The sequence below is a fragment of the Teichococcus oryzae genome (assembly GCF_008386565.1).
GTDB lineage: Bacteria > Pseudomonadota > Alphaproteobacteria > Acetobacterales > Acetobacteraceae > Pseudoroseomonas > Pseudoroseomonas oryzae.
Genome location: NZ_VUKA01000006.1, coordinates 176,537 through 195,043, shown reverse-complemented (window position 1 = coordinate 195,043; position 18,507 = coordinate 176,537). Strand labels below are relative to the sequence as shown.

Below are 18,507 nucleotides of genomic sequence, written 5' to 3'. Positions count from 1 at the left end.
GGCTGTGCCCTGGCCGTCAGTCGACGGCCAGCCGGCGTTCCATGATCTGCGTCTTCATGCTCTTCTGGAGCTTCTCGAAGGCGCGGACCTCGATCTGCCGCACGCGCTCGCGGCTGATGCTGTATTGCTGGGACAGTTCCTCCAGCGTGGTCGGCTCGTCCTTGAGGCGGCGCTCGATCAGGATGTGGCGCTCCCGCTCGTTCAGGGTCTTCAGCGCTTCCCCGAGAAGCTGGCGGCGGTTGGACATGTCCTGCCGCTCGGCGATCTCGGTTTCCTGGCTTTCGCCCTCATCGACCAGCCAATCCTGCCATTCGCCCTCGCTGTCGGCGCGCACCGGCGCGTTCAGGGAATTGTCCGGGGAGGCGAGGCGACGGTTCATGGACACCACGTCCTGCTCCGGCACCTGCAGCACATGGGCGATCTTCGCCACCTGCTCAGGCTGCAGGTCGCCCTCCTCCAGCGCCGCCATCTGGCCCTTCAACCGGCGCAGGTTGAAGAACAGCTTCTTCTGCGCGGCCGTGGTGCCCATCTTCACGAGCGACCAGGAATGCAGGATGTACTCTTGGATCGCGGCGCGGATCCACCACATGGCGTATGTGGCCAGGCGGAAGCCGCGGTCGGGGTCGAAGCGACGGACGGCCTGCATCATGCCGACATTGCCCTCGCTGATCAGCTCCCCCACCGGCAGGCCGTAGCCGCGGTAGCCCATGGCGATCTTCGCCACGAGACGCAGATGGGAGGTGACAAGCTTGTGGGCAGCCTGCTGGTTGCCATTGTCTTTCCAGTCCTTCGCCAGGCGGAATTCCTCCTCCGGCGAAAGCATGGGGAATTTGCGGATCTCCTGTAGGTAGCGGGAAAGGTTGCCCTCTGGCGCCATCGGGATCGCGAAAGTCGAAGTGGAAGCCATGTCTGCATCTGCCTCCTGCACCGGACGGGAGCCCCTGTGACGGCGAGCTTCCGGCACGGCATGTGCACGGTCGCTTCCGCTGAGCCCTGACGCGCCGTCCTGACCCTGGTCACGCAGGGCGCAGGTTCGACGGCCGCGCCTTGGTGTTGGCACCCGGCGTTGGCGACAGGAGAACGCTACCGCGCTGCAGCGGGTTTCGCAAGAAAATCCCGACTGAAATAGTCGGGTTACTCCCCGTTACGTTCCAGCAACGCAAGCAATTCCTTCATGTCCGGCGGCAAAGGCGCGGAGAAGCGCAGCGTCTCGCCGGTGACAGGGTGGCGGAAGCCCAGTGTCTCGGCATGCAGCGCCTGGCGGGGAAAAGCCAGCAGCACATCCCGGGACGCCACGGACAGGCCTCGTGCGGCGGCCGGTATGCGCCGCAGGTAGACCGGGTCCCCGACCAGGGGATGGCCCAGATGCGCCATGTGGACGCGGATCTGGTGCGTGCGCCCTGTTGCCAGGCGGCAGCGCAGCAGGGCGCAACCCGTGCCCCAGGCCCTTTCCGTGGCGTAGCGGGTCAGGGCGTGCTTGCCGTTGCGCGCCACCACCGCCATGCGCTTGCGGTCGGTGGGATGGCGGCCCACCGGCGCATCCACTTCTCCCGCCGCGGGGGAGGGCACACCCCAGGCGAGGGCGAGATAGGAGCGTTCCAGGTCGCGCTCGGCAAAGGCGGCCGACAGCGCGACATGCGCCGGCTCGCTCTTGGCCACCACCATGACGCCCGACGTATCCTTGTCGAGGCGGTGCACGATGCCCGGCCGCTTCTCGCCGCCGATGCCTGTCAGCTCGTCGCCGGCATGGGCCAGCAGGGCGTTCACCAGCGTGCCGTCCTGGTTGCCGGGGGCGGGATGCACCACCAGACCCGCCGGCTTGTCGAGCACGATCAGGTGCCGGTCCTCGAACAGGATGGAAAGCGGCATGGACTGGGCCTGCGGCGCCGCGTCCACCGCCGCCGGCTGCACCAGGCGATAAGCGGCGCCGGCGCGGACCGATTCCGAGGGGTCGGTCACAGGCGTGCCGTCTCGGCTGGTCTGGCCGGCCTCGATCAGTGCCTTGACGCGGGAGCGCGACACCGTGCCTATCGCGCCAGCCAGGAACCGGTCGAGCCGGTTGCCCGCATCCGCGGCGCTGGCGGTGATCTCGAAGATGGTGGCCGCCCCGGGAGTGCCGTTGGCGGTCCCGGTTGGCGGCAGGGGGTTTTCAGTGCGCGGGCTCAAGATTCTGGTGGCTGTGATGGGGGTGCTGATCATCATCGGCACGGTGGGGCTCGTGGTCGGCATCGTGCAGAAGCTGAACACAGCGGCACTGGAGCCAGCCGCCGAAACCCAGGACATGCCGCTTCCTGCGCTTACCACGGATCTGGAACTGGGGCAGCCATCCGGCACGCGCATTGGCGGCATTGCCGCCCTGCAGGGGCGGCTGGCGGTGTGGGTGGAGCGGCCGGATGGCGCGCGCATCCTGATGGTGGACCCGAATGGCCGGCAGCCGGTGCGCGAGATCCGCCTCGGGCAGTAGTCCGGCAGTGTGACGGTTCCGGATCGGCGGGAAAATCGCGCCGATGGCGGAAATTCGGCGATCGGCCCTTGATCGGGGGCGGAGCCGAGGATACAAGCCCGCCACGCCTTTAGTCCCCTTCGTCTAGAGGCCTAGGACACCGCCCTCTCACGGCGGCAACAGGGGTTCGAATCCCCTAGGGGACGCCAGGCGCGCTTTTGCGCGTCACTGGCCTTGGCTACTCCAAATGATTCTTGTTCGGTGATGTGTCGTATCAGAGGCGGTTCACGCATTCCGCAGGCCCGCTGTTGCCGGGGTCCCATGCCATGCTTGGCCCGGCGTTGCGATCAGGCGCCATTCCTGTGGATGCCGTTGGCACTGGCTCCTTCCCGGCGTGGCGCGACAGCCACAACCCAGCAGCATGGAACCAACCTCGCGGGTGCCGCCATCAAGGACCGACGCGTATGGCGGCAAGCGCGGCATCCCGTTCCTGGTGGGCCAGAACGAGCGGAACGCAGGACGCGGCGATCGGGCGGCCAAAGAGGTAGCCCTGGCCCATGACACAGCCCTGGGCCCGCAGATAAGCTGCCTGTTCCAGCGTTTCCACGCCTTCCGCCACGGTTTCGATGTCCAGGCTCTGCGCCATGTGCAGCAGCGCGTCCACGATGGGGGCCCGCTTCTGCGAAAGGCCCGCCACGAAGGAGCGGTCGATCTTCAGGACATTCACCGGGAATTGCTGCAAATGGGTCAATGATGCGTAGCCGGTGCCGAAATCGTCCAGTGCAATGGTGATGCCCGCATCGGACAGGGTTTCCAGCGTGCTTTCGACAATCCCGCTGTGCTTCCCCAGAAACACCGTTTCCGTGACCTCAAGCTCCAGGCAGGAGGTCGGAAGCCCCGCTTTTCCAAGGCGCGCCAGGATGCGGTCGGCCAGGTCGCGCCGCCGGAAATCCGCGCTGGAGGCATTCAGCGCGATGCGGCCCACCTCAATGCCGGCCGCCTTCCATTCCAGGCAGTCCCGGATCACGCTGTCCAGCATCTTGTCAGTGATCTGGATGGAAAGCTCGGCGTCCTCGAAAGCCAGGGCAAGGGCGCTAGGGGATTGCAGGCGCAGGCCGTGGTCATGCCACCGCAGCAGGGCCTCGAAGCCTTTGACCATGCCCGTCGCGAGGCAGACCTTGGGCTGATAGAAGGGGGCGATCCGGTCCATCCGCAGGGCGAGGCGGGCGGAATCGAGCGCCCGCTTCCGTTCCTCCGCCCTTTCCCGCATGAAGGGCTGGAATGGCCGGATGCTCCCCGGCAGTTCCGACTTGGCAGCGTGCAGGGCAAGATCGGCGCCGCGGAGAAGGTCCGCCGCATTGTCCGCATCGCGGGGCCACAGCGCCGCGCCCACGCTGAAATTCACGTCGATGCTGAGCCCTTCGATGGAGAAGGAGGCGTTGATCCCGCTCAGCACCGCATGAACGGCGCCCGAATGCGCGTCCTGCTCCGTCAGGCCGGGCAGGATGATGGCGAACTCATCGCCACCGAGCCGGGCAATGGTCGCGCCGGCCGGAACACCATCCTGCAGCCGCGAGGCGAGCTGGCAGAGGAGGGTGTCCCCCGCCGCGTGGCCCAGCGTGTCGTTCAGCATCTTGAAGTTGTCGAGATCCGCGATGATCAGGCCGAAGGAGGTTTGGCTGGCTCGTGCCTCGGCGATCGCTTGCTCGATCCTGAGGGCATAGGCCGCCCGGTTCGGCAGCCTGGTCAGGGGGTCGTGATAGGCCGCCCAGCGCAATTCCTGCTCGGCTGCCTTGCGGGCGGTGACATCGACCATCGAGCCGATCACGCGGGCCAGCCTGCCCTTGGCATCCCGGACGATGTGGGCGCGGGAGGAAATGTGGCGATAGGTGCCGTCCGCGGCGCGGAATCGGTATTCGCCGCCCCATAGGCTTGTTCCGCTGTTCAGGGCGGCCCGGAAGCTTGCCTCAAGCCCATCCCTGTCCTCGGGATGGACCTGGTCCAGCCACCAGTCCGAAGACGTATGGTCCTGCGGAGGATGGCCCAGCACGGTGGCGATGGCGCCTGCCCAGGCGATGCGGCCGCTGGCGCGGGACCAGTCGCCGATGGCGTCATGCGTGGCCTGGAAGGCGAGGCGATACCGTTCCTCGCTTTCGCGCAGGGCCAGTTCCGCCATTACCTGATCATGGATGTCCTCAAGGGTGCCATACCAGGCGACGATGCCGCCATCCGCGTCCTGGCGCGCCCGCGTGCGCATGCGGAACCAGCGATAGCCGCCATCCCGCAGGCGGAGGCGGTAGCGGGTGTCCGCATGCGCGCCATCGCCGGTTTCAAGCGCCTTTCGCCAGGCCACCCGCACCCGGGGCAGGTCGTCGGGATGGATGTGGCGCATCCAGCCCTGGCCGAGCCCTTCCTCCACGGGGCGGCCCACCAGGTCCTCCCAGCGCGGCGAGATCTCGGTCGCATTGCCTTCCGGATCGGCCAGCCACGGGATCTGCGGGTTCAGCGCCACGGAAGCGCGGTGATGATCCTCGCTCTTCCGCAGGGCCGCCAGCGCTTCCAGCAGGCATTCCCGCTCCCGCGCCGTGACGGCGGCGATCCGGTTCCCGTGAATGGCGACGCCCAGGGCGCAGATGAGAAGCAGGACCGCGCCCGCCACGACAACGCCGCCCAATGCGGTAAGGGCCGAATGCTCATGCGCCTCAAGGATGGCGGAGCCGGAGAGCACCGTGGCGCTCGCCATGCCAAGGAAATGGACGGTGAGCGTGGCCATGGCGAGCACGGCGGCGGCAAGAATGGAGGTGGTGGCACGGCGGTCCCGCTGAAGCAGCCATCCTGCCAGGATGCAGAATCCGAGTCCCCCCAGCAGCGAGGCGGCGACAAGGCTGCCCTCGAACGTCACGGTGTCCGCCACATGCATGGACACCGTTTCCATGGAATGCGTGAGCGCCAGCCCGATGCCAGTGATCGCGCCGCCGACCAGGCCCAGCCGCCGGGGGCCGCCAAAGGCCACCAGCCAGCCAATCGCCGGCGTCAGCATGCTGACCAGGAGGGAAGACACGGCCATCGCCGTGCCGGCATGCAGGTCGCGGTCGGGGGCGAAGCCCAGCATGGCCACGAAGTGGGTCGTCCAGCCGGACAGCCCGGTGATCACCCCCGCAAAAAGGAGCCACTCCTTTCGGCCGGGAAGAGGCGATGTCAGGGCGCGCCGGATGAGGGCCACCGTCGTGCCGCTGCCAAGCAGACAGATCAACGCGGCAAGAGCAACCAGCCTGACATCATGTTCATAGGCAAGACTGTAATAGATGCGCCACATCGCAGCTTGTCCCGTTCGTTCTAGGCGATTCTCGTCCAGGCCGTGTCATCAGGGCGTCCGGCCGGAAAGAATTCCGCTCCTCCTTGCTGCAGGAACTGCCATGAGCGGAACAACGGGCGCATTCGGCTGAGCCTTGAGGTATGTTGGTGTAACTATCAACTTATAGGAGAATACCGTTCCCTCGGACAGTGATCTAAGGAATGACGCGAGAAGTATACTACCATAGCGGGTAATTAATGAAAATTGTAACGTGGGTAGTGGAATTGTGGGAGAGAAGAAGGCAGCCACGTGCCACCAACCCCTATGGCCTCGGGAAGGGCGGGAAAGCAGACGCCGCCTTCTTCAGCCCGTTGCGGCTGGCGCTTCCTTGAAGGCATGGGGCGGCGGCCGGGCAGCGTCAGCTGGCGCGGCAGTTGCAGGCCCACCGCGCCGCCGCCCACGATGCACACATCGGCTTCCAGGATGCTGCCATCGAACGGTGTCGGCGTGTCGGATCAAGCAGGCTTCTCCTTCGGTCGGCACATGGCCTCGCGGTTGAGCAATATGGTTTCTCGCTCGGCGCATGGTGGTCCGGAGGAGAGTTGCATCCCTGAAGGAAGCCTGATGCGGAAATTACCGCTACCTGTGATTGCCGAAGATGATAGCTCGGAACTGCGCCGCCAGGCGGAGCGGCGTCAAGGCAGGCGCATGAAATTGGCGGCGCCCGAGGCGCGGGCGATCAGGGCCTGCATGGCGGGATTGCTGGCCCCTTCCTCATCGATCAGCGCGTCCATGGGACAGAAATATTCATGGGCCTGGGGCATTTGCGTGCGTGCGAAGCCCTCATACTGCCGGTCCTTCAAGCCATACAGCACCCGCACGTCACGGACCGGCAAGGCCAGCGGCGCAACAGGTTCCTGCCGCAGCAACTTGATCCGGCGCCAGCGCGGCATCTTGTCCTTGGCATCCTGCGGCGCGAGGAGCCATGGAACCGGGCAGACCGCCAGCAGGGAGGATGTGGAGGGCGCGAAGCGCGAGCGCTTGTCCAGCAGGTTCTGCAGGGATGCGCAGGCCTCGATGCACAGGATGTCCACGAAGGGATCGGCGGGGTTGGGGCTGAAATGCAGCCACAACCCGTCGGGCACGGTGCGGAGGCGGTTGGAGCCAGGCAGCCGCAGGAAGGGATGAAGACTGGTATCCGCCGCGCCAGGGCGTGCCCGCATCCATATGCCGTTCTGCTTGAGTGTTTCCAGGGCTCCAGGAGGGCGCTGTGGCCAGGTGCGAAGTCGCCGCCGTACCAGGTCATCGAGCGAACGATGAGGAAGTTGATTATGACCGATGTCGCGCATCAAAGCGGCTTCCGTCCACACATTGCAGAACCGAAAACAACAAAGAGCATCTCGAATTCGTGATCAAGTGAAAACCGTAAATAAATTGAGATGCCCCCGATAAATGCCATGATTTCGGGTCTGTGCAGACGCCAGTATGCATGAATTTACTTACAGGAAGGGGAGATTACTTCAAGAAGGACAAAGTCTTGAAAAGATTTCTTATTGTCTGGTCTGAGCTTTTATTTGGAATAAAAAAAGACCCGCCATGCGGAGCATGGCGGGCCGCGGAACGGGCCTGGCGGGGCACGCCCCAACAGGCCCTCAATGTTCAGCCACGGTTCTCGATCGAGGAAACGTCGCGCTGGGCGGCGCCGGTGTAGATCTGGCGCGGGCGGCCGATGCGCTGCGCCGGGTCCTCGATCATCTCCTTCCACTGGCTCACCCAGCCCACGGTGCGCGCCACGGCGAACAGCACCGTGAACATGTGGGTCGGGATGCCCATCGCCTTCAGGATGATGCCGGAATAGAAATCGACATTCGGGTAGAGCTTGCGGGAAACGAAGTAATCGTCCTCCAGCGCGATCTTCTCCAGCGCCATGGCGAGGTCCAGCAGCGGCTCGTCCTTGATGCCGAGCTCGTTCAGCACCTCGTGGCAGGTCGCCTGCATGATCTTCGCGCGCGGGTCGAAGTTCTTGTACACGCGGTGCCCGAAGCCCATGAGCTTCACGCCGGAGTTCTTGTCCTTCACCTTCTCGATGAAGGAGGGGATGTTCTCGACGCTGCCGATCTCGGCCAGCATCTTCAGCACCGCCTCGTTCGCGCCGCCATGGGCGGGGCCCCAGAGCGCGGCGATGCCGGCGGCGACGCAGGCGAAGGGGTTGGCGCCGGTGGAGCCCGCCAGCCGCACCGTGGAGGTGGAGGCGTTCTGCTCATGGTCGGCGTGCAGGACCAGGATGCGGTCCATGGCGCGGGAAAGGATGGGGTTGGGCTTCCATTCCTCGGCCGGCACGGCGTTCAGCATGTACAGGAAGTTCTCGGCGTAGCTGAGGTCGTTCCGCGGGTACATGAAGGGCTGGCCGATGGAATACTTGTAGGCCCAGGCCGCGATGGTCGGCACCTTGGCGATCAGGCGGAAGGCGCTGATGTCGCGCTGCGCCGGATCGTTGATGTCCAGGCTGTCATGGTAGAAGGCGGACAGCGCACCCACCACGCCGCACAGTATCGCCATCGGATGGGCGTCGCGGCGGAAACCGTCGAAGAAGCGCCGCAGCTGCTCATGCACCATGGTGTGCATGGTCACGCCGCGGTCGAAATCCTTCAGCTGCTGCTTGGTCGGCAATTCGCCGTTCAGCAGCAGATAGGACACTTCCAGGAAGTTCGACTTCTCCGCCAGCTGCTCGATGGGGTAGCCACGATAGAGCAGCACGCCTTCATCGCCATCGATATAGGTGATGGCGCTTTCACATGCGGCGGTCCCGCCATAGCCTGGATCGAAAGTGAAGACCCCCAACTCGTTGTAGACCTTGCGGATGTCGAACACGTCCGGACCGATGGTGCCGCCAAGCAGCGGCACGGTCGCGGACTTGTTGCTGCCGTCGAGCTGGATGGTGACGGACCCTTTGGCCGTGCTGCTCATGGCGTCTTCCTCTTGAACAGGGGGCGGCGCCACCGGAGGCGGGCGCCGTCAATGATGCAGCGCAAGATTAAGGCGCTTCCCCGGATTGTCCATCCGCCAGGGTGCGACATGGTGCCGCTGATCGGGGCAAGGCCGCCATGCGCGCGGTGGGATGGCCGGCGCCGCCTAGCGGCTGGCCCGCCACTCCGCTGGGGCGCCGGGCGGATGCGACCACAGGCCCAGGCCGGCGCCGCGGGCGGAGTTCTCAGCCGGCTGCAGCGCCGTTGTTCCCGCAAGGGCCCAGCCGGCCGCCACCAGCGCCGCATTCGCTTCCATGTCCCCGGTGCGGCAAAACGCCAGGGCGCGGCCAAAATGATCCCGTCCGGTGACGCGACAGGTCAGGTCGCGGCCTTGCACCAGGTGGGACAGCGCTTCCGCCGCCGCCGCGCCACAATCGAACCCGGCCCCGTTCGCCGTGCTGCAGGTCTGGCCACGTTCCGGCGACCGGACCCCCGCCAGCCGGACCGTACGCTCGCCCAGTCGCAGGGTGTCGCCATCCACGACTCGCACCAACGGGGCGGCGGCGCTCCATTCCTGGTCGCGCGGGGCGGAACCCAACAACGCCGCCGGCAGGCCAAGGCCGCCCAGGGCAAGCGCCACCAGCACGCCGGCCATGCCCAGCGCCGCACCGCGCCAATGCCGGGAAGGACGGCGTGAAAAGGACGAACGGAAGATCCGACGACGATAAGCCACGTTGTGCAGCGTTAAAGCAATGCATGCTCCGGTTTCAAGTCCGGACCGGTTCTGTGACCCCAGGTTTCAGGGCGCGTCCTTTGAGGGCAGGTCCCCGGCCCAGAAAGGGTCGCGCCTGGCGAAGCGGCGCCAGGTCTTCAGCGCGCGTGGCCGCATGTCCTGCGCCGCCGCGAGGGCCCAACCCTCGGCCAGCCCGATCGCCCAGGTAGGCGCTCCGCCAGGGCCGGCCAGCGACGCCACGCGCTCCCGTGCCACCACCGCGTCGTTGGACAGGCCAAGAGCCTCCTGCAAGGCGGAAAGCCGCTTGAGGAAGCGCTTCGCCGTCCGCCCGGGCCAGAGCGGCGCGAACAGTTCCGAAGCATAGCGCAGCTTCTTGGCTTCCAGACGCAATTCATGGAGTGCGGCGTCCGAGGCATCCTCGATGCTGCGCGCATCCTTCTTCAGCCGGCGGCGGCGCTTCTGGAGCTTTTGGGCCGCCCAGGGGCGCAGCGGGGCGTTGCGTGCCTCCGGTGCCGCTTCCCAGTCCCGCAACGCGGCCAGACGAAGGGCCCGCCACACCAGGCAACGGAACCCGGGACCCTCCAGCATCGCTGCCAGCGAGTCGTATGCCTCCTGGCGCCGTCGCCCGGCGGCGCGGAGCAGCCGCAGCCAGCGGCGCTCCTTGCCGACCGCCGCCGAAAGGTCGGCCCCCAGCCCGCCCAGGAAGACATCCCATTCCCGCGCATCGGTCAGGCCGCCCGCCAGGGTGCGCAGCTCATTTTCCAGCGCCTGGAGTTCCGGCCCGTGATGCGACTTTCGGAACAGCTTCAGGCAGGAACGCAGCCGGCGCGCGGCGACCCGCAACTGATGCACGCCTTCTGGCCCGCTCCCGGCCTGGGCCAGAGGCGCCTGGGCGAGCAGCACCTCCGTCAGATGGGCGATGGCGAGCGACAGCGCATCGTCCGGCGTGTTCGCGCCGCCGAGATCGGGGGCGCCGCGCCGGATCGGGCGCGCCGGAACCCCGGCCGCCAGGGCCCGGGCCGCCTCGTCCAGGCTGGCCGTCACCGGCAGCAGCGGCACCGCCTCGGCCAGTGCGGTGCCGAGGGCCAGAACCGCCGCCGGCGGGCCGGTAAGCGTGAGCCGCGCCAGCTCCGCCCCCGAGGCGCCGGCTTCGATGCGGCCGCAGCGAAGCTGCAAGGCCACTCCTGCCTCGTCCGCGGGCGCCGATTGCAGCCGCCCCGACCAGCGCGCCAGGGTTTCCAGCGGCGTGTCCTCCAGGCCCTCCGGCTCGTTCCCCGGGGGAAACACCGTGTCCGGGGCGGCCGGCATCCCGGGCAGCCTGAAGCCATCGGGCGGCATCAGAACGCAAAGCCGCCTGGGGCCCCGGGCCGGGTCCCGCAGCGCCAGGTTGCGGCCCGCCAGGCGGCGGCCGGCCGTGTCCAGCCATACCCAGCTTTCGGCAACGGGACGCGGCCTTCTGCGGCCGGCCAGTGCCGGGTGGCGCCAGAGCATGGAGGCGCCGAGCATCGGCAGGCTCAGCTCCAGAACCAGCGATGCCTCGGCGGCGGGAGGATCGGGGTGCAGCAGCTCCATCGCCGCCTCAGTTGGCCATCTCGGGAAGGTCGTTCGGCGCCACGAAGCGCACCAGCCGGCCGCCGCCCGGCTCCAGCCGGCGCCAGGAGGATGCGATCGCGAACTCGGCCAGGGCGCCGGTGGGATAGCCGCCGGCCAGGCGCTGGGTCCCCGGCGCCTTGCCGGCCATGCCCGCCGGCCCGGCCAGGGCGAGCGCCAGGTCGTGAAGCCCCGGATTATGGGCGATCAGCAGCAGGGAGCGGGCGGTTTCCGGCGCGCCATGCAGCGTATCCAGCAGCCTTTGCCAGGGCGCGAGATAAAGATCGTCCATCGGCTCGACCATCGGGCTGTCGGGCAGCGGCGCGAGCGCCTCCAACGTTTGCAGGGTGCGGCGGGCAGAGGAAACCAGCACAATGTCGGGCGCCAGCCCGAGCCGGTGCATCACGCCGGCCATGGCGATGGCCGCGCGTTTGCCGCGCGCGTTCAACGGGCGGGCGTGGTCCGGCAGGCCGGGATCATCCCAGGACGACTTGGCGTGCCGCAGCAGGAGCAATTGCCGCATGCGGACAGTGTGGCACGCCGGACGGCGGCTGTCGCGGGGCAGCGGAGACATGGCGGCTGCTGCGCGCCACCTTCCGCTTCTCCGCTCCAGGACTATCTTTGCGGCGCTTGAACAGGAGGCTCGGTCATGGCGGAAAGCATGTTGATGCCACGGAAGGCCGGGATGACGGCCCCGCCCCGGGCTGAAAGGGCGGGGGATGGCCGGTTTTCCGCGCCGCGGGTGAAGGGCTGATGCGGCGGCGGACGCTGCTTGGCGCCCTCGCGCTGCTGCCCGCCGCACCGGCCCTGGCGCTGCCGGAAGGTGGCTACCGCTTCCGCGTGATGCGCGAGGGCCGCGGCATCGGCACCCATACGGTGCGGGCGGAGCCGGGCGGGGTGGTGCGCAGCGTCGTGGCGCTGGAAGTGAAGCTGCTGTCCTTCACTGTGTTCCGGATGCATCACGAATATGCCGAGCGGTGGCAGGGGGACCGTCTGGTCGGCTTTGCCGCGCGCACCCTGCGGGACGGCCAGGAAAGCCGCCTGGAGATGGCGGCGACCGCCGAGGGCCTGCGCGGGGCGGGGCCGGCCGGGCCCGTGGCCCTTCCGGCGGCGGTGGCGCCGCTTTCCTGGTGGGAGCCGAGGCATCTGGCACGCCCCTTGTTCGACACCGCCACCGGCGAGGCGCTGAGCGAACCCGCGCAGCGCGACCGCGAGGGCGCCCTGACCCGCTGGCAATGGAAGCCGCGCGGCATGGTGGCCCTGTATGATGCCGCCGGCACCTGGGTCGGCTTCTCGATGCGGGGCGAGGACGGCTCGGCCGTGCGCTACGAAGCGGCCTGACGTCGGCGCGCGCGCTGCCCCAGCCCCACCGGCGATGGCTACCGCGAAGGCAAGCCCGCTCCCGCCCGTGGGCATTGCCGGGCGGTTCGGCCGGTCACACCGCCATGCTCTGCGCATCCAGCGATTGCCGCATGGATTCGGTCGGCCGGGCCACTTCCTCGCCATGGCGCGGGCCATGGATGATCTCGGGCGTCAGCTCCGCGATGTTCCTGGTGCCGGTCAGCGCCATGGTGACATCCATTTCCTTGCGGATGATCTCCAACGCCTGGGTCACGCCGGCTCCGCCGCCGGCGGCCAGGCCGTACAGCCAGGCCTTGCCGATCATGCAGCCCTTAGCCCCCAGCGCCAGCGCCTTCACCACATCCTGTCCCGAGCGGACGCCGCCATCGAACAGCACCTCGATCCGGTCGCCCACCGCATCGGCGATGCCGGGCAGCATCGAGATGGAGGAAGGCGCGCCGTCGAGCTGCCGCCCGCCATGGTTCGACACCACCAGCGCGGAGGCGCCGAGGCCGGCGGCGATGCGCGCATCCTCCACATCCAGCACGCCCTTCAGGATCAGCTTGCCGGGCCAGATGGAGCGGATCCATTCCACGTCCTTCCAGGACAGGGACGGATCGAACTGGCCGGCAATCCAGTGCGACAGGGTGCTCAGCCCCTCCCGGGCGCCCGGCGCCTCGGTCAGGTTGCCGAAGGTCTTGCGCTTGCCGCGCAGCACTTCCAGCGCCCAGCGCGGCTTGGTCGCGATGTCGAGCGCGTTCTTCACCGTCAGCTTCGGCGGCACGGCCAGGCCGTTCTTGATGTCGTTGTGGCGCTGCCCCTGGATCTGCAGGTCGAGCGTCAGCACCAGCGCCGAGCATTTCGCCGCGATCGCCCGCTCCACCAGGGAGCGGGAAAAGCCGCGGTCGCGCATCACGTAGAGCTGGAACCAGAACGGCTTGTCCACCGCGCCGGCCACGTCCTCGATCGAGCAGATCGACATGGTGGACAAGGTGAAGGGGATGCCGAAGGCATGCGCGGCGCGGCAGCCATGGATCTCGCCATCGGCATGGAACAGGCCGGTCAGCCCGGTGGGCGCGATGGCCACCGGCATGCTCACCGGCTCATCCAGCATGGTGGAGGCGGTGGAGCGCCCGGACACGTCGATCATCACCCGCTGCCGCAGCTTCAGCGCGGCGAGGTCCTCGCGGTTGGCGCGGTAGGTTGCCTCGTCATAGGAGCCGCGATCGGCGTAATCGAAGATGGCGCGCGGAATGCGGCGGCGGGCGCGAAGGCGCAGATCCTCGATATTGGTGACCGGTGGCATGACGCTGCTCCTTCTCGGCGGTAGCCGCCCGGTTCGCCGCCGGGCGCGATCTGCGGCAAACTAGCCCGGTCCATTCCGTGCCGCCATGCCCCCGATCCGGGTTGTCAGGGTCAGCCCGGCCCGTCCTGCCCGGGGCGGGGATGCGGCAGGGCCGCCGACTGGACGGCGGGCAGGTCGCTGTTGCTCATGGCGGCGGCGGCACCAGGTGGCGGCGCCTCCGTCGGCGCCGCCTCGGTGGGCGCGGCGCCGATGTCCATGGCGCCGTTCCGCCTGAACACGTCCAGCGTATGGTCCACCAAGGCCTCCTCCACCCGCGCTGACAGCAGGATGCCGCCGCGGCGCAGGGCGGCCGCCTGCACGGCGCCATCCGCATCCGGCAGGAGCTGGTTCTTCACGGAAGACCAGATGCCGCGATGCGCGGCCTCGGCCGCCGGGTCCATGGCGCTCATGCGCATCTGGTCGCGCGACAAGCCGTCATGGCTGGCCAGATGCGCCACAACCGCCTCGGCGGTGGCGCGCGTCCTGAACACGCCGGTGATGATGTGGGTCATGGGCCCTCCCTGGTCGTGCTGTTCTGAAGGGGAACGGCATGCGCGGGGACGGGGTTGCCCTTCGGGGCGCCTTGACCCGTCCGTCAGATCGGCAGGTCGATCCAGGACAGGTGGCCGCCCTTGCCCGCGCCCGTGTCCAGGAACACCGCCCGGCCCCCGGCGGCAGAGACGGCGACAAAGGGCCGGCCGTTCAGGCTGCGCATCTCATGGCCGCAATAGACGGTGATGCCGGAGGGGATGCGGTGCACCCAGTTGTGCAGGCGCTGGGGGTAGCCATCGTCGCGCATCCGGCTGGTCACCTGCCCGAACAGGGCCCGCGGCACGAGCCCGTCGGGCTTGTGCGCGCCGGCATCGGGCGGGGAGGGTTCGCGCAGCATGCGCGGATGGAAGCCGCCATGCACGAAAACCCAGGAGCCCAGCCGCAGCCAGGCCGGCGCGGCGGAGATTTCCTCGATCGCCTGGGCCTTCAGCTCGGCGCCATCCGGCGCGGCATCGAGCTGCGCCAGGGTGATGCCCAGCCCTTCCGGGTCCGGCCGCACCAGCGCGCCCGTGAGGGCGCGGCGCAGCTTGTGGTCATGATTGCCCAGGATGAACAACCCGCGCCGCTGCTGCCGCAGGCGGAAAGCAAGGCGGAGCGTTTCGGGGTTGTCCGGCCCGCGATCCGTCAGGTCGCCCAGCTGCACCACGAAAAGCCGCTTTTCCTCGGCCCCCGCGATGGCGGCGGCGAAGGCGGCGGCATCGCCATGCACATCGCCCACCACGCGCAGCCCGGCGAAGTCCTGGCGCAGCCGCAGCCACAGAATGGCGGAGGCTCCCGTCATCCGGGCGCCCGCCCGGGCAACGCGATGCCGGACGCCATTCCCGCCGGCGCGGCGGCCGGAAGCCGGTCCTGAAGCGGCCAGGGCGGGGCAGGGGCGTCGCTCATGGCGCTGATGTGGCCTCCAGCGGAGGCCGGGCCAGCGCCAGGTGCTTCATCGGACCGATGGCGCAGGAGAACAAACGCTCCCGCCCCAGCAGAAAGGCGCGGCCGCCACGGGGAAACAGGGCCGCGATGGGCGGGGCGGTAATGGCCAGTCCGCCGGTGTAGGAGCCGAAGGCGGGCAGCAGCACCCGCCGCGCATCGGCCAGGAAGCAGGGCCGCGTGACCGGGCCGCAGCGCGTCGGCATGCTGGCCTTGGGATGGAAATGGCCGCTCAGCTCGAAGCCCGCCGCGTTGCCGGGCACCCCTTCATGGCGGAACACCAACGGGCCGAGCCGCAGCTCCGCCACCGCTTCGCCGGGCAGGGCATCGGGCGCCGCCGGGTCATGGTTGCCGAGGACCCAGGTGACCTCGCGCCCGGCCAGCAGGTGCAGCAGCGCCGCGCGGTCGGCGGCTTGCATCCGGGCCGAGCCGCCGCCGTCGTGAAAGGAATCGCCCAGGAAGACGATACGCTCCGGCGCGTAGCGACGCAGCAGGGGTGCCAGCCGGGCCAGCGTGTCGCGGGTGTCGAAAGGCGGCACCAGCTGGCCGCGCCCCGCGAAATGGCTGCCCTTCTCGAGATGCAGGTCAGCGACCGCCAGAAGGCGCTGGGCGGGCCAGAACAGCACGCCCGCCGGGTCGAGGGCCAGGCGTTCGCCAGCCAGATGGAAAGGCGCGGAAATCATTGCTTCAACTGCGTTACCGGACGAAGGCCGGGCCGGGAAGGGCTTGTTTTCACGAAACACCCTGCCGCAGCCGGCGGGAGGCATAACGCGGTGGCCGGCGCCGGCGTTCCTGCCTCGGGCGGGGCTCGGGGGGTGGCTGGGTCGGGTCGAGGCCAAGCATGCCGGTGAAATGCTCGGCGCCTTCCGTGGCTTCCTCGACCAGCGCCTCGGCCTCGGCGAGCAGGGCGTCGCCGGCGCCGCCGGCCACCCATTCGCGCCCTTCCTCGATCAGCGCGGGCACCGCCAGGGGGGAAACACGGTCAAGCGCGCGGTGGGTGATGCGGCCGCGGATGCGCGCCAGCAGGGTGCCGATGCGCCCCACATCGGTCAGCCCCGCGGCGGCCTCGGCCCGTGTCGCGCGCAGCAGGATGTGGTCCGGCTGGTGGCGGCGCAGCACGTCATAGATCAGATCGGAACTCATGCTCATCTGCCGGCCCGACTTCTCCTGGCCCGGATGGTTCTTCTCCAGCAACCCGGCGATGGTCGCGATGTTGCGGAAGGAACGGCGCAGCATGGAGCTGTCGGCCATCCATTCCTCCAGTTCCTCGCCCAGCAGGTCCTCGGCGAACAGGTCCCCCATGTCTCCCGGCGGAAAGGCCGACCAGGTGGCGACCACATAGTCGGTGGCGAGAAAACCCATCGGCCCCAGCCCGCGATGCTCCATCCGCCGGGTCAGCAGCATGCCGAGCGTCTGATGCGCCAGCCGCCCCTCGAAGCAATAGGCCACCAGGAACCAGCGGCCGTCGCGCGGAAAGGTTTCCACCAGCAACCCGTCGCGGGAGGGCAGCTCGGAGGCGTGGCGCTGCAGCCGCAGCCATTCCTGCACCGGCTCCGGCAGGGCGCGCCATTGCCGCGGATCGGCCAGGATGGCGCGCACCCGCCGCGCCAGCGATGTGGAAAGCGGCATCTTGCTGCCGCCATAGGCGGGCACGCGCGGCTCGCCATCTCCGCCGGGGGAGACGATCACGCTCATCGGCTCCATCCGCTCGTAGCGCAGCAGCCGGCCAGCGAACATGAAGTTGTCGCCCGGCTCCAGGGTGGAGGCGAACCATTCCTCCACCTCGCCCAGCACAGGGCCGCCGCGCAGCCGCACCTTCAGCAGCGGCGTGTCCACGATGGTGCCGAGATTCATCCTGAGCTGCCGCACCACATGGCCGTTGCGGGGATGCACCAGCCCCTCGCTGTCGCGGAACAGCTTGCGGAACCGCTCATATGCGGACAGCGCATAGCCGCCATTCTCGACAAAGCTCAGCGTGTCGTCGAAGTCGCGCCGGGTGAGGGCGGCATAGGGCGCGGCGCGCGTCACCTCGGCGTAAAGATCGTCCGGGTGGAAGGGGGCGTGGCAGGCGGTGGCCAGGATGTGCTGCGCCAGCACGTCAAGGCCGCCCGGCCGCGGCGGATCGCCATCCACCTCGCCCGCGGCGACGGCCTGGATGGCGGCGCGGCACTCGACCACCTCGAAGCGGTTGGCCGGCACCAGGAAGGCGGAGGACGCCTCGTCCATGCGGTGATTGGCACGGCCGACGCGCTGCAGCAGCCGCGCCACGCCCTTGGGCGCCGCCACCTGGATCACCTGGTCCACCGCCCCCCAGTCGATGCCGAGATCGAGCGAGGCCGTCGCCACCACCGCGCGCAGCCGGCCGGCCGCCATCGCTGCCTCCACCTTGCGGCGCTGGTCGATGGTCAGGGAGCCGTGGTGCAGCGCGATCGGAAGGTTATCGTCGTTCAGCCGCCACAGGGCCTGGAAGCACAGCTCCGCCTGGGCGCGGGTGTTGACGAACACGATGGTGACGCCGGCGCCCTTCAGCTTCTCATACACCTCGGGCATCGAGGCGAGGCCCATATGGCCGCCCCAGGGCAGGCGGCCGGCGGGCAGGATCACGTCCAGCGCCGGCGCCGCGCCGCCGGTTTCCCGCACCAGCCGCACCGGGGCGGCGCTGGCATCCGGCGAAATCCAGGCGGCCATCGCCTCGGGATGCGCCACGGTGGCCGACAACCCGACCCGCCGCATCCCCGGCGCCAGGGCCGAAAGCCGAGCGAGGCCGAGCGCCAGCTGGTCACCCCGCTTGGTTCCGGCCAGCGCATGCACCTCATCCACCACCACGCATCTCAGCCCGGCGAACATCTCGCCCGCATCCGGCAGGGACAGCAGCAGCGCCAGGCTCTCGGGCGTGGTGAGGAGGATCTGCGGCGGCGCCGCGCGCTGCCGGGCGCGGCGGTTGGCGGGCGTGTCGCCGGTGCGCGTTTCCACCGTGATGCCGAGATCCATCTCGGCGATCGGCGTCAGCAGGTTGCGGGCGATGTCGACGGCCAGCGCCTTCAGCGGCGAAACATAGATGGTGTGCAGGCCGGAATGCGGGGCGCGATGCAGCCCAATCAGGGTGGGCAGGAAGCCGGCCAGCGTCTTGCCGCCGCCGGTGGGGGCCACCAGCAGGGCCGACTGCCCCGCCTCGGCGGCTTCCAACATGGCCAGCTGGTGCGCGCGCGGCCGCCAGCCGCGCGCGGCGAACCAGCCGGCGAACGGTTCCGGCAATGTTCCCATGAGCAAGGGCGATATGGCCCGGCAGCCCTTTCCTGCCAAGCTTGGCCGTTTCCGGGG

General features: G+C 68.8%; 15 protein-coding genes and 1 tRNA gene. 3 read left to right on the top strand and 13 right to left on the bottom strand.

Translation table 11 applies throughout. The features are described from left to right. Window positions 1–16: 16 nt before the first annotated feature. Together rpoH and F0Q34_RS13840 are read right to left on the bottom strand one after the other, a co-directional pair. Window positions 17–907, bottom strand: coding sequence for an RNA polymerase sigma factor RpoH (gene rpoH, locus F0Q34_RS13845; RefSeq protein WP_174242050.1), 891 nt, complete (start codon window positions 905–907; stop codon window positions 17–19). A gap of 227 nt (window positions 908–1,134) precedes the next feature. Next, window positions 1,135–2,166 (bottom strand): RluA family pseudouridine synthase, encoded by a 1,032-nt coding sequence (locus F0Q34_RS13840; RefSeq protein ID WP_241665486.1) that lies wholly within the window; start codon window positions 2,164–2,166, stop codon window positions 1,135–1,137. On the opposite strand from F0Q34_RS13840, the gene F0Q34_RS13835 reads away from it, so the two are divergent. After that, window positions 2,153–2,464 (top strand): DUF6476 family protein, encoded by a 312-nt coding sequence (locus F0Q34_RS13835; RefSeq protein WP_149812804.1) that lies wholly within the window; start codon window positions 2,153–2,155, stop codon window positions 2,462–2,464. The genes F0Q34_RS13840 and F0Q34_RS13835 overlap by 14 nt on opposite strands. 112 nt (window positions 2,465–2,576) lie before the next feature. Then, window positions 2,577–2,652, top strand: a tRNA-Glu gene (locus F0Q34_RS13830). A 239-nt stretch (window positions 2,653–2,891) separates the two neighbouring features. Here F0Q34_RS13830 and F0Q34_RS13825 read toward each other — a convergent pair. The 6 genes from F0Q34_RS13825 to F0Q34_RS13800 all read right to left on the bottom strand — a co-directional run bounded on the left by F0Q34_RS13825 (window position 2,892) and on the right by F0Q34_RS13800 (window position 11,601). Further along, window positions 2,892–5,597, bottom strand: a complete 2,706-nt coding sequence (locus tag F0Q34_RS13825) for a bifunctional diguanylate cyclase/phosphodiesterase (protein WP_161600876.1) — start codon at window positions 5,595–5,597, stop codon at window positions 2,892–2,894. 836 nt (window positions 5,598–6,433) lie between these two features. After that, window positions 6,434–6,961 carry a hypothetical protein gene (locus F0Q34_RS13820; RefSeq protein ID WP_241665485.1) on the bottom strand — a complete coding sequence of 176 codons (528 nt, stop codon included), beginning with the start codon at window positions 6,959–6,961 and terminating at the stop codon, window positions 6,434–6,436. Window positions 6,962–7,397: 436 nt separating this feature from the next. After that, window positions 7,398–8,705: a citrate synthase gene (gene gltA / locus F0Q34_RS13815; RefSeq protein ID WP_149812801.1), complete on the bottom strand. Its 1,308-nt coding sequence runs from the start codon at window positions 8,703–8,705 to the stop codon at window positions 7,398–7,400. A 165-nt stretch (window positions 8,706–8,870) separates the two neighbouring features. Continuing rightward, window positions 8,871–9,359: a thermonuclease family protein gene (locus F0Q34_RS13810; protein ID WP_149812800.1), complete on the bottom strand. Its 489-nt coding sequence runs from the start codon at window positions 9,357–9,359 to the stop codon at window positions 8,871–8,873. 144 nt (window positions 9,360–9,503) lie between these two features. Then, window positions 9,504–11,009, bottom strand: a complete 1,506-nt coding sequence (locus F0Q34_RS13805; RefSeq protein WP_149812799.1) for a CYTH and CHAD domain-containing protein — start codon at window positions 11,007–11,009, stop codon at window positions 9,504–9,506. A gap of 7 nt (window positions 11,010–11,016) precedes the next feature. Beyond that, entirely contained in the window at window positions 11,017–11,601 is a 585-nt protein-coding gene (locus F0Q34_RS13800) for a SixA phosphatase family protein (protein WP_241665484.1), read from the bottom strand. A gap of 179 nt (window positions 11,602–11,780) precedes the next feature. On the opposite strand from F0Q34_RS13800, the gene F0Q34_RS13795 reads away from it, so the two are divergent. Further along, window positions 11,781–12,368, top strand: a complete 588-nt coding sequence (locus F0Q34_RS13795; RefSeq protein ID WP_149812798.1) for a DUF6134 family protein — start codon at window positions 11,781–11,783, stop codon at window positions 12,366–12,368. Between the two features lie 94 nt (window positions 12,369–12,462). Here the strand turns inward: F0Q34_RS13795 and F0Q34_RS13790 are convergent, their stop codons facing one another. From F0Q34_RS13790 to F0Q34_RS13770, 5 genes are all read right to left on the bottom strand, one after another. Continuing rightward, window positions 12,463–13,674, bottom strand: coding sequence for an alpha-hydroxy acid oxidase (locus tag F0Q34_RS13790; protein WP_149812797.1), 1,212 nt, complete (start codon window positions 13,672–13,674; stop codon window positions 12,463–12,465). Window positions 13,675–13,784: 110 nt separating this feature from the next. Beyond that, entirely contained in the window at window positions 13,785–14,225 is a 441-nt protein-coding gene (locus F0Q34_RS13785) for a hypothetical protein (RefSeq protein WP_149812796.1), read from the bottom strand. Window positions 14,226–14,308: 83 nt separating this feature from the next. Further along, window positions 14,309–15,046: a metallophosphoesterase gene (locus F0Q34_RS13780; protein WP_149812795.1), complete on the bottom strand. Its 738-nt coding sequence runs from the start codon at window positions 15,044–15,046 to the stop codon at window positions 14,309–14,311. Window positions 15,047–15,146: 100 nt separating this feature from the next. Next, window positions 15,147–15,869, bottom strand: coding sequence for a ligase-associated DNA damage response endonuclease PdeM (gene pdeM / locus F0Q34_RS13775; RefSeq protein ID WP_149812794.1), 723 nt, complete (start codon window positions 15,867–15,869; stop codon window positions 15,147–15,149). Between the two features lie 49 nt (window positions 15,870–15,918). Further along, window positions 15,919–18,450 carry a ligase-associated DNA damage response DEXH box helicase gene (locus tag F0Q34_RS13770; protein ID WP_149812842.1) on the bottom strand — a complete coding sequence of 844 codons (2,532 nt, stop codon included), beginning with the start codon at window positions 18,448–18,450 and terminating at the stop codon, window positions 15,919–15,921. Between the last annotated feature and the right edge of the window lie 57 nt (window positions 18,451–18,507).